Source organism: Plesiomonas sp. ZOR0011, from assembly GCF_000800945.1.
In the GTDB taxonomy this organism is placed as follows: Bacteria; Pseudomonadota; Gammaproteobacteria; order Enterobacterales; family CAMTGL01; genus Plesiomonas; species Plesiomonas shigelloides.
In genome coordinates, this window is record NZ_JRKB01000109.1 from 1 (window position 1) to 14231 (window position 14231).

The 14231-nt window shown below is 52.4% G+C and carries 10 protein-coding genes and 1 pseudogene; 10 read left to right on the forward strand and 1 reads right to left on the reverse strand.

Annotated elements, in window-relative coordinates:
- The 9 genes and pseudogenes from L975_RS17820 to rpoC all read left to right on the forward strand — a co-directional run.
- Window positions 1-98, forward strand: a pseudogene (locus tag L975_RS17820) (elongation factor Tu); the annotation flags it as partial.
- Window positions 99-290: 192 nt separating this feature from the next.
- On the forward strand, window positions 291-674 hold the full coding sequence (secE, locus tag L975_RS16145) for a preprotein translocase subunit SecE (RefSeq protein WP_039046332.1): 384 nt from the start codon (window positions 291-293) through the stop codon (window positions 672-674).
- Window position 675: 1 nt separating this feature from the next.
- The gene (gene nusG / locus L975_RS16150) at window positions 676-1221 is read left to right on the forward strand and encodes a transcription termination/antitermination protein NusG (RefSeq protein ID WP_010864826.1); all 546 of its coding nucleotides are present in this window, start codon (window positions 676-678) and stop codon (window positions 1219-1221) included.
- Between the two features lie 115 nt (window positions 1222-1336).
- The gene (gene rplK, locus L975_RS16155) at window positions 1337-1765 is read left to right on the forward strand and encodes a 50S ribosomal protein L11 (RefSeq protein ID WP_010864825.1); all 429 of its coding nucleotides are present in this window, start codon (window positions 1337-1339) and stop codon (window positions 1763-1765) included.
- Window positions 1766-1769: 4 nt separating this feature from the next.
- Window positions 1770-2471: a 50S ribosomal protein L1 gene (gene rplA / locus L975_RS16160; protein ID WP_010864824.1), complete on the forward strand. Its 702-nt coding sequence runs from the start codon at window positions 1770-1772 to the stop codon at window positions 2469-2471.
- A 261-nt stretch (window positions 2472-2732) separates the two neighbouring features.
- A complete protein-coding gene (rplJ, locus tag L975_RS16165) occupies window positions 2733-3230 on the forward strand; it encodes a 50S ribosomal protein L10 (RefSeq protein ID WP_010864823.1) in 498 nt (165 codons plus the stop codon).
- 63 nt (window positions 3231-3293) lie between these two features.
- Window positions 3294-3659 carry a 50S ribosomal protein L7/L12 gene (gene rplL, locus L975_RS16170; protein ID WP_010864822.1) on the forward strand — a complete coding sequence of 122 codons (366 nt, stop codon included), beginning with the start codon at window positions 3294-3296 and terminating at the stop codon, window positions 3657-3659.
- A gap of 322 nt (window positions 3660-3981) precedes the next feature.
- On the forward strand, window positions 3982-8010 hold the full coding sequence (gene rpoB / locus L975_RS16175; protein ID WP_010864821.1) for a DNA-directed RNA polymerase subunit beta: 4029 nt from the start codon (window positions 3982-3984) through the stop codon (window positions 8008-8010).
- Window positions 8011-8107: 97 nt separating this feature from the next.
- Window positions 8108-12331 (forward strand): DNA-directed RNA polymerase subunit beta', encoded by a 4224-nt coding sequence (gene rpoC / locus L975_RS16180; RefSeq protein ID WP_047709314.1) that lies wholly within the window; start codon window positions 8108-8110, stop codon window positions 12329-12331.
- A 435-nt stretch (window positions 12332-12766) separates the two neighbouring features.
- Here the strand turns inward: rpoC and L975_RS16185 are convergent, their stop codons facing one another.
- Complete coding sequence (locus L975_RS16185) at window positions 12767-13261, reverse strand: Rsd/AlgQ family anti-sigma factor (RefSeq protein ID WP_010864819.1); 495 nt, start codon at window positions 13259-13261, stop codon at window positions 12767-12769.
- 111 nt (window positions 13262-13372) lie between these two features.
- Between L975_RS16185 and nudC the strand changes: the two genes are divergently transcribed.
- Window positions 13373-14182 (forward strand): NAD(+) diphosphatase, encoded by an 810-nt coding sequence (gene nudC, locus L975_RS16190; protein WP_047709315.1) that lies wholly within the window; start codon window positions 13373-13375, stop codon window positions 14180-14182.
- Window positions 14183-14231 lie beyond the last annotated feature (49 nt).

Below are 14231 nucleotides of genomic sequence, written 5' to 3' on the forward strand. Positions count from 1 at the left end.
TGATTGCACCAATCGCGATGGACGAAGGCTTGCGCTTCGCTATCCGTGAAGGTGGCCGTACTGTAGGTGCGGGCGTGGTTGCTAAGATCATCGCCTAAGGCCTGATTGATACGCAGAAAAGGGCATCTTTATGATGCCCTTTTTCTACGTTTATCAGCAGGGATTACAATAAGTCTCGGTTGATAAGCGTATATAGGGTAATATACGCCTTACTGACTACCTCGCATTGCGAGGTTGAGTTATTTGTATCAAGTTTATTTTTATTCGTTCGAGAGTAACAGGTGGGTTGTATGAATGCGAATACCGAAACCCAAGGCAGTGGAAGCAGCTTGAACATCGTTAAATGGGTTGGCGTTTTCGCTATCCTGGCAGCAACCGTGGTCGGCAATGCTGTATTTGATGATGTCGCAGTCGTGCTCCGCGCTTTGGTGATTATTTTGATGGTGGCTGCGGCATTAGGTCTTGCTGCCTTTACTCGTCAGGGTAAATCTTTCCTGGAATTCGCTCGCGAATCCCGGATCGAAGTGCGCAAAGTCGTATGGCCAACCCGTCAGGAGACCACGCATACAACCCTGATTGTTGCGGCTGTTACTGTCGTTATGGCACTGGCACTGTGGGGACTGGATACAATTCTGGTTAACCTGGTGTCCTTTATTACAGGCTTGAGGTTCTAACATGACTGAGGCTCCTAAAAAACGTTGGTACGTTGTACAGGCGTTTTCCGGTTTTGAGGGCCGCGTGGCTCAATCGCTGCGTGAGCATATCAAGCTGCACAACATGGAAGAGCTGTTCGGTGAGGTCTTGGTACCGACCGAAGAAGTCGTTGAAATGCGCGGTGGTCAACGCCGTAAGAGCGAGCGGAAGTTTTTCCCTGGCTATGTGCTGGTTCAGATGGTGATGGAAGACCGCAGCTGGCACTTGGTGCGTAGCATTCCACGTGTGATGGGTTTCATCGGTGGAACCTCTGATCGTCCAGCACCAATCAGCGATAAAGAAGCGGATGCTATTTTGAATCGCCTGCAGCAAGTGGGTGATAAGCCACGTCCGAAAACCCTGTTTGAACCGGGTGAAATGGTACGGGTTAATGACGGTCCATTCGCTGATTTCAACGGCGTGGTGGAAGAAGTCGATTACGAGAAGAGCCGCCTGAAAGTGTCGGTCTCTATTTTTGGCCGAGCGACTCCAGTTGAACTGGACTTCAGCCAAGTCGAAAAGGCGTGATCAGATTTTAGTCTAATGCTTGAAAAGGGCGCGAAATTAAACTACAATTTCGCGCCTTTTTGTTATCGGGGAGCCTTAATTCTGAGGCGCTCGAACCCAAACTGAGGAAATATCAATGGCTAAGAAAGTACAAGCCTACGTTAAGCTGCAAGTTGCAGCTGGTATGGCTAACCCGTCGCCACCAGTTGGTCCAGCTCTGGGTCAACAGGGTGTTAACATCATGGAATTCTGTAAGGCGTTCAATGCTCGTACTGAGAGCATGGAAAAAGGCCTGCCAATTCCAGTGGTTATCACTGTTTACGCAGACCGTTCTTTCACCTTCGTTACCAAGACTCCTCCAGCAGCAGTTCTGCTGAAGAAAGCAGCTGGTATCAAGTCAGGTTCCGGTAAGCCGAACAAAGAGAAATGCGGTAAAGTTACTCGCGCTCAAGTTCGCGAAATCGCTGAAACCAAAGCGGCTGATATGACTGGTGCTGACGTAGACGCGATGATGCGTTCTATCGAAGGTACTGCACGTTCCATGGGCCTGCTGGTAGAGGATTAAGACAATGGCTAAGCTGACCAAGCGCATGCGCGTGATCCGTGACAAAGTTGATTCTACTAAGCAGTACGAAATCAACGAAGCCGTTGCTCTGCTGAAAGAGCTGGCGACCGCTAAGTTTGTTGAAAGTGTTGATGTTGCAGTTAATCTGGGTATCGATGCTCGTAAATCTGACCAAAACGTTCGTGGTGCTACCGTTCTGCCACACGGTACTGGCCGTACTGTTCGCGTTGCTGTGTTCACCCAAGGTGCAAACGCAGAAGCTGCGAAAGCCGCTGGTGCTGACCTGGTAGGTATGGAAGATCTGGCTGACCAGATCAAGAAAGGCGAAATGAACTTCGACGTAGTTATCGCATCTCCAGATGCAATGCGCGTTGTTGGTCAACTGGGTCAAATCCTGGGCCCACGCGGTCTGATGCCAAACCCGAAAGTGGGTACTGTAACCCCTAACGTTGCTGAAGCTGTGAACAACGCTAAAGCAGGTCAGGTTCGTTACCGTAACGACAAGAATGGTATCATCCATTCTACCATCGGTAAGGTTGACTTCACCGCCGAGCAGCTGAAAGAGAACCTGGAAGCTCTGCTGGTAGCTCTGAAGAAAGCGAAGCCTTCTTCTGCTAAAGGTGTGTTCATCAAGAAAGTTAGCATCTCCACCACTATGGGTGCTGGTGTAGCTCTTGATCAGAACAGCCTGAGCGCTGCTGTTTAATCAACAGCTTTGCTTTACAAAGGCGTTGGATTTCTATACAATCTAACGCCTTTGATTATGGTTGGAGCTTGGCCTTTTCCAAGCCTCCGTCCAAGACCGCAGGTGTACTGCAAAGTACTTAATCCGATCAACCTGCGTAGACGGTGACAGAACCGAAAGAATTTTTTCTGACTGGATTCTGCTCGCCGTGTATTACGCCCGTTTATTCGGGTGGTGTGAGTTCCGAGCAATTACGCTCGGCTAATCCAGGAGCAAAAGCCAATGGCACTGAATCTTCAAGACAAACAAGCGATTGTTGCTGAAGTCAACGAAGTGGCCAAAGGTGCGCTGTCTGCAGTTATCGCCGATGCACGTGGCGTTTCTGTAGCAAAAATGACTGAACTGCGCAAAACCAGCCGTGAAGCTGGCGTGTACGTACGTGTAGTACGTAACACCCTGCTGCGTCGTGCTGTTGCCGGCACCTCTTACGAGTGCATGGCTGATGCGTTTGTTGGTCCAACTCTGGTTGCATTCTCTAACGAACATCCGGGCGCAGCTGCTCGTCTGTTCAAAGCATTTGCTAAAGATAATGCCAACTTTGAAGTTAAGGGCGCAGCCTTTGAAGGCGAGTTTATCCAAGCGGCTCAAATTGACCGTCTGGCAACTCTGCCAACTTACGACGAAGCGATTGCACGCTTGATGGCGACCATGAAAGAAGCCTCTGCAGGCAAACTGGTTCGCACTATTGCGGCTATTCGCGACGCCAAAGAAGCAGCGTAATTACGCCTTTTTTAGCGTGTCGTTTGCAAGATAACCATCTTCTTATTTTAGGAAATAATTGCTATGTCTATCACTAAAGAGCAAATCATTGATGCAGTTGCAGCAATGTCTGTAATGGAAGTTGTTGAGCTGATCTCTGCAATGGAAGAGAAGTTCGGCGTTTCTGCTGCTGCTGCTGTAGCTGTTGCTGCGGGTCCAGCTGAAGCTGCTGAAGAGAAGACTGAATTCGACGTAGTTCTGTCTGCTGTTGGCGCGAACAAAGTAGCTGTTATCAAAGCAGTACGTGGCGCAACTGGTCTGGGCCTGAAAGAAGCTAAAGACCTGGTAGAATCTGCTCCAGCTAACCTGAAAGAAGGTATCAGCAAAGCAGAAGCTGAAGCTCTGAAGAAAGATCTGGAAGAAGCTGGTGCTTCTGTTGAAATCAAGTAATCGGACTTTCCAGTTCGTAGCCTGATTTGCAAAGGCTAATGGCTGGTGACTTTTTAGTCACCAGCCTTTTTGCGCTGTAAAGGATGCTTGTGGTGTTTCACACTGTTTGGCCATAAGTGATCCTCAATATTTGTTTCTATCGACGCCTTAATATACTGCGTCAGAGCCAGATCTCTGTGTAAAACGCAATGAAATGGTTTAAGAGTGATAGAAACAGGTATTGCGAAGGGTACATCGTCCTTCGGTCACAAAATAGTGTTGCACGAACTGTCCTATCAGGACGGACAGAATGGGTCGACTATTCAGCGAGCTGAGGAACCCTATGGTTTACTCCTATACCGAGAAAAAACGCATTCGTAAGGACTTTGGTAAACGTCCACAGGTTTTGGACGTGCCTTACTTACTCTCCATCCAGCTTGACTCGTTTCAAAAGTTTATCGAGCAAGATCCGGAAGGGCAGTACGGTCTGGAAGCGGCGTTCCGCTCCGTCTTCCCGATCCAGAGCTACAGCGGCAATTCTGAGCTGCAATACGTTAGCTATCGTCTCGGTGAGCCAGTCTTTGATGTAAAAGAGTGCCAAATCCGTGGCGTAACTTATTCTGCTCCTCTGCGTGTCAAACTGCGCATGACGCTGTACGAGAAAGACGCGCCAGAAGGCACAGTAAAAGACATTAAAGAACAAGAAGTCTACATGGGCGAAATTCCGCTCATGACCGAGAACGGTACTTTCGTTATCAACGGTACCGAGCGAGTTATCGTATCCCAGCTGCATCGTAGCCCGGGTGTGTTCTTTGACAGCGATAAGGGTAAAACCCACTCCTCCGGTAAGGTACTGTATAACGCACGTATTATCCCTTACCGTGGTTCTTGGCTGGATTTCGAATTTGATCCGAAAGACAACCTGTTTGTACGTATTGACCGTCGTCGTAAGTTGCCAGCCACCATTATCCTGCGTGCGCTGAACTACACGACTGAGCAGATCTTGAATCTGTTCTTCGAAAAGATTGTTTTCGAAGTCCGTCACGGCAAGTTAGAGATGACTCTGGTTCCAGAGCGTCTGCGTGGTGAAACCGCGACCTTCGATATCGAAGCTAACGGCAAAGTGTACGTAGAGAAAGGCCGTCGCATCACCGCTCGTCATATCCGCCAGTTGGAGAAAGACAGCGTTGAGCGTATCGACGTGCCGGTTGAATACATTGTCGGCAAAGTATCGGCAAAAGATTACGTGGATGCCTCCACTGGCGAGCTGATTTGCGGCGCCAACATGGAGCTGTCCCTGGAGACCTTGGCTAAACTGAGCCAAGCCGGCCACAAGACCATCGAGGTGCTGTTCACCAACGATCTGGATCATGGTCCGTACATCTCCGAAACCCTGCGTGTGGATTCCACCACTGATCGCTTAAGCGCTCTGGTTGAAATCTATCGCATGATGCGTCCTGGCGAGCCGCCAACACGTGATGCAGCAGAAGCGCTGTTTGAGAACCTGTTCTTCTCAGCTGACCGCTATGATCTGTCTGCCGTGGGTCGCATGAAGTTTAACCGTTCTCTGCTGCGCGACGAGATCGAAGGCGCGGGTACACTGAGCAACGAAGACATCATTGATGTCATGAAGAAGCTCATCGATATCCGTAACGGTAAAGGCGAAGTCGATGATATCGACCACCTGGGTAACCGTCGTATTCGTTCCGTTGGCGAAATGGCCGAGAACCAGTTCCGTGTGGGCTTAGTACGTGTTGAGCGTGCGGTGAAAGAACGTCTGTCTTTAGGCGATCTGGACACCCTGATGCCACAGGATCTGATCAACGCGAAACCAATTTCTGCGGCAGTGAAAGAGTTCTTCGGCTCTTCTCAGTTGTCTCAGTTTATGGATCAGAACAACCCGCTGTCAGAAGTGACGCACAAGCGTCGTATTTCTGCACTGGGCCCGGGCGGTTTGACCCGTGAGCGTGCTGGCTTTGAAGTGCGAGACGTTCACCCGACTCACTACGGTCGTGTGTGTCCAATCGAAACCCCTGAAGGTCCGAACATCGGTCTGATCAACTCCTTGTCTGTGTATGCACAGACCAACGAGTATGGTTTCCTGGAAACTCCGTACCGTCGCGTGAAAGACGGCGTGGTGACCGACGAGATTCATTACCTGTCTGCTATCGAAGAAGGTAACTACGTTATTGCCCAGGCGAACTCCAACCTGGACGAAGACGGCCGCTTCGAAGAAGAACTGGTAACGTGCCGTAGCAAAGGCGAATCCAGCCTGTTCAGCAAAGATCAGGTGGACTACATGGACGTTTCGACCCAACAGGTCGTTTCTGTCGGTGCGTCTTTGATCCCATTCCTGGAGCACGATGATGCTAACCGCGCCCTGATGGGTGCGAACATGCAACGTCAGGCTGTACCTACTCTGCGTGCTGATAAGCCGCTGGTTGGTACCGGTATGGAGCGCGCTGTAGCGGTTGACTCCGGTGTAACCGTAGTTGCTAAGCGTGGCGGTGAAATCCAGTACGTGGATGCGTCCCGTATCGTTATCAAAGTTAACGAAGACGAGACCATTCCAGGTGAAGCTGGTATCGATATTTACAACCTGACCAAGTACACCCGTTCTAACCAGAACACCTGTATCAACCAGATCCCATGTGTATCACTGGGTGAGCCGGTTGAGCGTGGTGATGTGCTGGCAGACGGTCCGTCCACCGATTTGGGTGAACTGGCGCTGGGTCAGAACATGCGCGTGGCGTTCATGCCATGGAACGGTTACAACTTCGAAGACTCCATCTTGGTTTCCGAGCGTGTAGTTCAAGAAGACCGTTTCACCACTATTCACATCCAAGAACTGGCATGTGTAGCGCGTGATACTAAGCTGGGCCCTGAAGAGATCACGGCTGATATCCCGAACGTGGGTGAAGCAGCGCTGTCTAAGCTGGACGAATCCGGTATCGTGTATATCGGTGCGGAAGTGAAGGGCGGTGACATTCTGGTTGGTAAGGTAACGCCGAAAGGTGAAACCCAGCTGACGCCAGAAGAGAAGCTGCTGCGTGCGATCTTCGGTGAGAAAGCGTCTGACGTGAAGGATTCTTCCCTGCGCGTACCAAATGGCACCTCCGGTACCATTATCGACGTTCAGGTCTTTACCCGTGATGGCGTAGAGAAAGACAAGCGTGCACTCGAAATCGAAGAGATGCAGCTCAAGCAGGTTAAGAAAGACCTGACTGAAGAGTTGCAGATCCTGGAAGCCGGTCTGTTTGCTCGTATCCACGATCTGCTGGTTGCTGGCGGTCTGGAAGCGGAGAAACTGGCTAAACTGTCTCGCGACAAGTGGCTGGATCTGGGTCTGGATGATGAAGAGAAGCAAAATCAGCTGGAACAGCTGATCGAGCAGTACGACGAGCTGAAGGCTGAGTTCGAGAAGAAACTGGAAGCGAAGCGTCGTAAGATCACTCAAGGCGACGATCTGGCACCAGGCGTGCTGAAGATCGTGAAGGTTTATCTGGCCGTTAAACGTCAGATCCAGCCGGGTGATAAGATGGCGGGTCGTCACGGTAACAAGGGTGTTATCTCTAAGATTAACCCTATCGAAGACATGCCACACGATGCCAACGGTGTTCCGGTTGATATCGTGCTGAACCCGCTGGGCGTACCATCTCGTATGAACATCGGTCAGATCCTGGAAACTCACCTGGGTATGGCGGCGAAAGGTATCGGCGAGAAGATCAACGCGATGATCAAGCAGCAGCAAGAAGTTGCCAAGCTGCGTGAGTTCATCCAGAAAGCGTATGATCTGGGTAGCGATGTTCGCCAGAAAGTCGACATGAGCACCTTCTCTGATGACGAAGTGCTGCGTCTGGCGGAAAACCTGCGTAAGGGTATGCCACTGGCGACCCCAGTCTTTGACGGTGCGAAAGAGTCCGAAATCAAAGACCTGCTGGAACTGGGCGGCTTGCCACGTTCTGGTCAGATTACGCTGTTTGATGGCCGTACCGGTGAGCAGTTTGAGCGTCCAGTAACCGTGGGTTACATGTACATGCTGAAACTGAACCACCTGGTTGATGACAAGATGCACGCCCGTTCTACCGGCTCTTACAGTCTGGTTACTCAGCAGCCGCTGGGTGGTAAGGCGCAGTTCGGTGGTCAGCGTTTCGGTGAGATGGAAGTGTGGGCACTGGAAGCATACGGTGCTGCTTATACTCTGCAGGAAATGCTGACTGTTAAGTCGGATGACGTGAACGGCCGTACCAAGATGTATAAGAACATCGTGGATGGCGATCATCGTATGGAACCGGGTATGCCAGAGTCCTTCAACGTATTGTTGAAAGAGATCCGCTCTCTGGGTATCAACATCGAGCTGGAAGACGAATAAGGTCCTCTCTCGATTGCGGTTGCAATGACATCGCAGCAGGAAATAGGAGCGCGGCGCCGCCGCGCTCCACTGGTTTAACTCCGACGGGAGCCAATCCGTGAAAGACTTACTAAAGTTTCTGAAAGCGCAAACTAAGACCGAAGAGTTTGATGCCATCAAAATCGGTCTTGCGTCTCCAGACATGATCCGTTCTTGGTCTTTCGGCGAAGTAAAAAAGCCGGAAACCATTAACTACCGTACCTTCAAGCCTGAGCGCGACGGCCTGTTCTGTGCCCGCATCTTTGGCCCAGTGAAGGATTACGAGTGTCTGTGTGGCAAGTACAAGCGCCTGAAGCATCGTGGCGTGATTTGTGAGAAGTGTGGCGTCGAAGTGACCCAGACTAAAGTTCGTCGTGACCGTATGGGCCACATCGAACTGGCTTGCCCGACTGCGCATATCTGGTTCCTGAAATCTCTGCCATCCCGCATCGGTTTGCTGCTGGACATGCCTCTGCGTGATATCGAACGTGTACTGTACTTCGAATCTTACGTAGTTGTTGAAGGCGGCATGACCAACTTGGATCGTGGCCAGATGCTGACTGAAGAGCAGTACCTGGATGCACTGGAAGAGTTCGGTGACGAATTCGACGCCAAGATGGGTGCGGAAGCGGTACAGGCCCTGCTGAAAGCGATGGACCTGCCGGCTGAGTGCGAACAGCTGCGCGAAGAGCTGAACGAAACGAATTCCGAGACCAAGCGTAAGAAGATCACTAAGCGTATCAAGCTGCTGGAAGCGTTCATTCAATCTGGTAACAAACCAGAGTGGATGATCCTGACCGTGCTGCCGGTACTGCCGCCAGATCTGCGTCCGCTGGTTCCGTTGGACGGTGGCCGTTTTGCGACCTCCGATCTGAACGATCTGTATCGCCGCGTGATCAACCGTAACAACCGTTTGAAGCGTCTGCTGGATCTGGCTGCGCCAGACATCATCGTACGTAACGAAAAACGTATGCTGCAAGAAGCGGTTGATGCGCTGCTGGATAACGGCCGTCGTGGCCGTGCGATTACTGGTTCTAACAAGCGTCCTCTGAAATCTTTGGCCGATATGATCAAAGGTAAGCAGGGTCGTTTCCGTCAGAACCTGCTGGGTAAACGTGTTGACTACTCCGGCCGTTCTGTAATCACCGTAGGTCCATACCTGCGTCTGCATCAGTGCGGTCTGCCGAAGAAGATGGGTCTGGAGCTGTTCAAGCCATTCATCTACGGCAAATTGGAAGCACGTGGTCTGGCGACCACCATCAAAGCGGCCAAGAAAATGGTCGAGCGCGAAGAAGCGGTAGTTTGGGATATTCTGGATGAAGTGATCCGTGAACACCCAATCCTGCTGAACCGTGCGCCAACCCTGCACCGTCTGGGTATTCAGGCCTTTGAACCGGTTCTGATCGAAGGTAAAGCTCTGCAGTTGCACCCGCTGGTTTGTGCGGCGTATAACGCGGACTTCGACGGTGACCAGATGGCGGTTCACGTTCCTCTGACGCTGGAAGCGCAGCTGGAAGCTCGTGCGCTGATGATGTCGACTAACAACATCCTGTCTCCGGCATCGGGTGATCCAATCATCGTGCCTTCTCAGGACGTGGTATTGGGTCTGTACTACATGACCCGCGACAAGATCAACGCCAAAGGCGAAGGCATGGTGCTGACTGGTCCGAAAGAAGCGGAACGTCTGTACCGCTCTGGCCAGGCTGAGCTGCATGCGCGCGTTAAGGTTCGTATTACCGAGCACGTGAAGACCGATACCGGTGAAGTAGAAGTGTCTACTCGCTTGATCGACACTACCGTAGGTCGTGCGATCCTGTGGATGATCGTTCCACAAGGTCTGCCTTACTCCATCGTTAACCAAGCGCTGGGTAAGAAAGCGATCTCTCGTATGCTGAACACCTGCTACCGTGTGCTGGGTCTGAAAGCGACCGTCGTGTTTGCTGACCAGATCATGTATACCGGTTTTGCTTACGCAGCCCGTTCCGGCGTGTCCGTTGGTATCGACGACATGGTTATCCCGGAAGCGAAAGCCAAGATTCTGGCCGATGCGGAAGCGGAAGTGGCAGACATTCAGGAGCAGTTCCAGTCTGGTCTGGTAACTGCCGGCGAACGTTACAACAAGGTGATCGATATCTGGGCTGTGGCCAACGATAAAGTATCGAAAGCCATGATGGAAAACCTGTCTACTGAAACCGTGACTAACCGTGACGGCGAAGAAGAGAAGCAGTCTTCCTTCAACAGCGTATTTATGATGGCCGACTCCGGTGCGCGTGGTTCTGCTGCACAGATGCGTCAGCTGGCGGGTATGCGTGGTCTGATGGCGAAGCCAGATGGCTCCATCATCGAAACCCCAATCACCGCGAACTTCCGTGAAGGTCTGAACGTACTGCAGTACTTCATCTCTACTCACGGTGCGCGTAAAGGTCTGGCGGATACCGCACTGAAGACAGCGAACTCCGGTTACCTGACTCGTCGTCTGGTAGACGTAGCGCAAGACTTGGTGATCACCGAAGACGATTGCGGCACTTTGGAAGGCGTAGTCATGACTCCGCTGATCGAAGGCGGCGACGTGAAAGAGCCTCTGCGTGAGCGTGTACTGGGCCGTGTGGCAGCAGAAGACATTCTGATCCCGGGCACTGCAGACATTCTGATCCCGCGCAACACGCTGCTGGATGAGAAACTGTGTGACCTGATCGAAGAGAAATCTGTCGACAGCATCCTGGTTCGTTCTGTGGTTACCTGTAACACCGATTTCGGTGTGTGTGCGAAGTGCTACGGTCGTGACCTGGCCCGTGGTCACCTGGTGAACAAAGGTGAAGCGGTTGGTGTTATCGCGGCACAGTCCATCGGTGAACCAGGTACTCAGCTGACCATGCGTACGTTCCACATCGGTGGTGCGGCATCGCGTGCGGCAGCCGAGAATAGCATCCAGGTGAAGAACAAGGGTAGCTTGAAGCTGCACAACGCGAAGTTCGTAACCAACGCTGACAACAAGCTGGTGATCACTTCTCGTAACACTGAAATGACCGTGATCGACGAGTTCGGTCGTACCAAAGAAAGCTATAAGGTGCCTTACGGTGCCACTATGGCGAAAGGTGACGGCATGGAAGTGAACGCGGGTGAAACCGTGGCGAACTGGGATCCGCACACCATGCCGGTTATTACCGAAGTGGGCGGTTACATCAAGTTTGTCGACATGCTGGATGGCTTGACCATTACCCGTCAGACCGACGAACTGACCGGTTTGTCTTCTCTGGTGGTACTGGATGCAGCCGAGCGTACCGGTGGTGGTAAGGATCTGCGTCCTGCCCTGAAACTGGTTGATGCGAACGGTAACGACATTCTGGTTCCTGGTACCGATATGCCAGCGCAGTACTTCCTGCCAGGCAAAGCGATCGTTCAGTTGGACGACGGTACGATGGTTGGCACTGGTGATGCTTTGGCCCGTATTCCACAAGAATCCGGCGGTACCAAGGATATTACCGGTGGTCTGCCACGCGTTGCGGACCTGTTTGAAGCTCGTAAGCCGAAAGAGCCTGCGATCCTGGCGGAAATCACCGGTATCGTATCCTTCGGTAAAGAAACCAAAGGCAAGCGTCGTCTGGTGATCACACCAACCGACGGTGGCGATGCTTACGAAGAGATGATTCCGAAGTGGCGTCAGCTGAACGTGTTCGAAGGCGAACTGGTACAGCGTGGCGATGTGATCTCCGATGGTCCAGAGACTCCACATGACATCCTGCGTCTGCGCGGTGTGCATGCGGTGACTAACTATATCGTTAACGAAGTGCAGGACGTTTACCGTCTGCAGGGCGTTAAGATTAACGATAAGCACATCGAAGTTATCATCCGTCAGATGCTGCGTAAGGGTACCATCACTGCCGCTTACGATTCTGAGTTCCTGGAAGGTGAGCAAGCCGAAGTGGCTCGCGTGAAGATCACCAACCGTGAGCGTGAAGCTCAAGGTAAAGAGCCAGTGACCTTCGAACGTGAACTGCTGGGTATCACCAAAGCGTCTCTGGCAACTGAGTCCTTCATCTCCGCGGCGTCCTTCCAGGAAACCACCCGCGTGCTGACTGAAGCGGCAGTTGCTGGTAAGCGTGACGAACTGCGCGGTCTGAAAGAGAACGTTATCGTAGGTCGTCTGATCCCGGCGGGTACCGGTTATGCGTACCACCAAGATCGCAGCCGTCGTCGTCAGAAGGCTGAAGCTCCAGTTGCGCCACAAGTGAGCGCAGAAGAGGCTTCTGCTAACCTGGCCGGTCTGCTGAGCGGTCTGGGCGCACTGGGTGACGACGAATAAGTCGTTCCTCGCGTGACGACTAAGGTCGTGACATCTTAATCGTGAAAAGGGCACCGGAGACGGTGCCCTTTTTTATTGCCGCTTAGCGCGCCACCGTTGCTGGGCCGATGGGTAGGTAATGCATGGCGATGGGCTTGACGCGTGATATTCCAAACTTAATAAAGCGTGGAATAAAAAGCGGAATAAAAAAGGGTAGCGAGTGACCGAGAGAACTGCGCGGCTTGGTTTGGCTTAGTTAGATCGTGTTGTGGTATTGGGCGTCGGGCGTGGCGCGAATAGCGTGAGAGATGGTTACTCAATTGGCAAAAGAGGCATTGCAGGTAGACCATTAGGGCGTGGAAGTAATATGGCAAAGTGACGCGTAGAAAGGCGCGGGAACATCCTGTTCCCCGTACATGCTGCGTCGCGGCTAGAGCTTACTGTCTTCTCCGAGCGTTAGAAACTTTGCCCGGTGGTCAGTACCACGGCTTTGATCAGTTGATCTTCGAGGGCAAAGCGCTGCTCCAGTAGCTCACCGAGCGTCGATAGATTTTGATCGAGCTCCAGCAGGGCGTCATCATCTTCGCTGATATCGGTATAGCAATCGTGAAAGTGCAGTAATTGCTGCGTATTGGCCGTCAGGCGTGGATACAGCGATGGATGCAGATTGAGTTTGCCTGCGCCATGCTGTTCGGCTTGGCTGATGATGCGATCATAGATTTCAAAGTGACCGGCGGAGAGGTAATCTACCAAACGGGCGTTGAAGGCGGTGATCTGTTCCAGTGTCGGGAGTGCCTGTTTCTCACGGTGAAACGGGGGCAAGCCCGCCAGTTGGCAGTAATGGATCAGTAGCGCTTTGCGTTCGTGTAGCCAGAGATCGATGATCTTGGCTTGACCTTGTTTTGCCTGTCCCTGTGTGGGAGCGGGATCGCGTGCAAGTTTGGTAAGCATGGTCTGTCTCCGCAGATACATTCAAGGCAAGGTTGCGACTCATGGTGAAACATATTGTGACAACCTTGTTATAAAAGATGCCAGTAAAATTGCATAGCTGCAAGGAGTGCTATGGAACAATTTCTTGATCCGCAGCAGCAGGGGTTTTGGTTGCTGATGCAAGAGGGGCAGTTATGGCTGCCCGGTGGAGAATTACCACACGGAGAAGCGTCTAGCTGGGGGCTTGCCGGACAACCGGCGCAGGCCGTCGGGCAGTGGCAAGGACAAACCCTATACCTGCTGATGGCCGAGGATATACCGGCTAAACCGGCCAGTGAGCGAGGTTCATTGCGCAGTTTGCTGGCGCAGCCCGAGGCACTGTTTCAGCTGGTTGGGCGCGCGGTGCAGTTGGCGCATTTTCAGCGTAGTCACCGTTTTTGCGGATTTTGCGCAGCTCCGCTCCAAAAAGTACCGACTCAGTGGGCGATGCAGTGCAGCGCCTGTGCGCAAACGGTGTATCCGGTGATCGCGCCATGCGTGATTGTTGCGGTTCGCCGTGGGCACCAGATTTTACTGGCGCAGCATCCACGTCATCAGGGCAACATGCATACCGTGTTGGCCGGCTTTGTCGAGCCGGGCGAGACGTTGGAGCAAGCCGTTGCACGTGAAGTGCGTGAAGAGACCGGCATTGAGATTGAGCATATCCGCTACATCAAATCTCAGCCGTGGCCGTTTCCGAACTCATTGATGGCGGCCTTTGTGGCGGAATATGCTGGCGGAGAGTTGTGCGTTGATCATCAGGAATTGGTGAGCGCTGATTGGTTTAGCCCCGAAGCATTACCGCCCTTACCGCCTGTTGGGACGGTAGCGCGGCATCTGATTAATCTGACTTTACCTTTGTGTCAGCAAGCGCAGGCAACGGTAGCCGCCGACAATCAGTGAGCGCGCCGGCAAGGCCGCCGCACGACAGGTGTATCTGCGCTGGACGGTG

Excerpts from the sequence above, each read along its gene's own strand:
- rplL (WP_010864822.1), top strand. The coding sequence starts at position 3,294 with ATGTCTATCACTAAAGAGCAAATCATTGATGCAGTTGCAGCAATGTCT.
- L975_RS16185 (WP_010864819.1), bottom strand. The coding sequence starts at position 13,261 with ATGCTTACCAAACTTGCACGCGATCCCGCTCCCACACAGGGACAGGCA.
- rplA (WP_010864824.1), top strand. The coding sequence starts at position 1,770 with ATGGCTAAGCTGACCAAGCGCATGCGCGTGATCCGTGACAAAGTTGAT.
- secE (WP_039046332.1), top strand. The coding sequence starts at position 291 with ATGAATGCGAATACCGAAACCCAAGGCAGTGGAAGCAGCTTGAACATC.
- rplK (WP_010864825.1), top strand. The coding sequence starts at position 1,337 with ATGGCTAAGAAAGTACAAGCCTACGTTAAGCTGCAAGTTGCAGCTGGT.
- rplJ (WP_010864823.1), top strand. The coding sequence starts at position 2,733 with ATGGCACTGAATCTTCAAGACAAACAAGCGATTGTTGCTGAAGTCAAC.
- nusG (WP_010864826.1), top strand. The coding sequence starts at position 676 with ATGACTGAGGCTCCTAAAAAACGTTGGTACGTTGTACAGGCGTTTTCC.
- rpoB (WP_010864821.1), top strand. The coding sequence starts at position 3,982 with ATGGTTTACTCCTATACCGAGAAAAAACGCATTCGTAAGGACTTTGGT.
- nudC (WP_047709315.1), top strand. The coding sequence starts at position 13,373 with ATGGAACAATTTCTTGATCCGCAGCAGCAGGGGTTTTGGTTGCTGATG.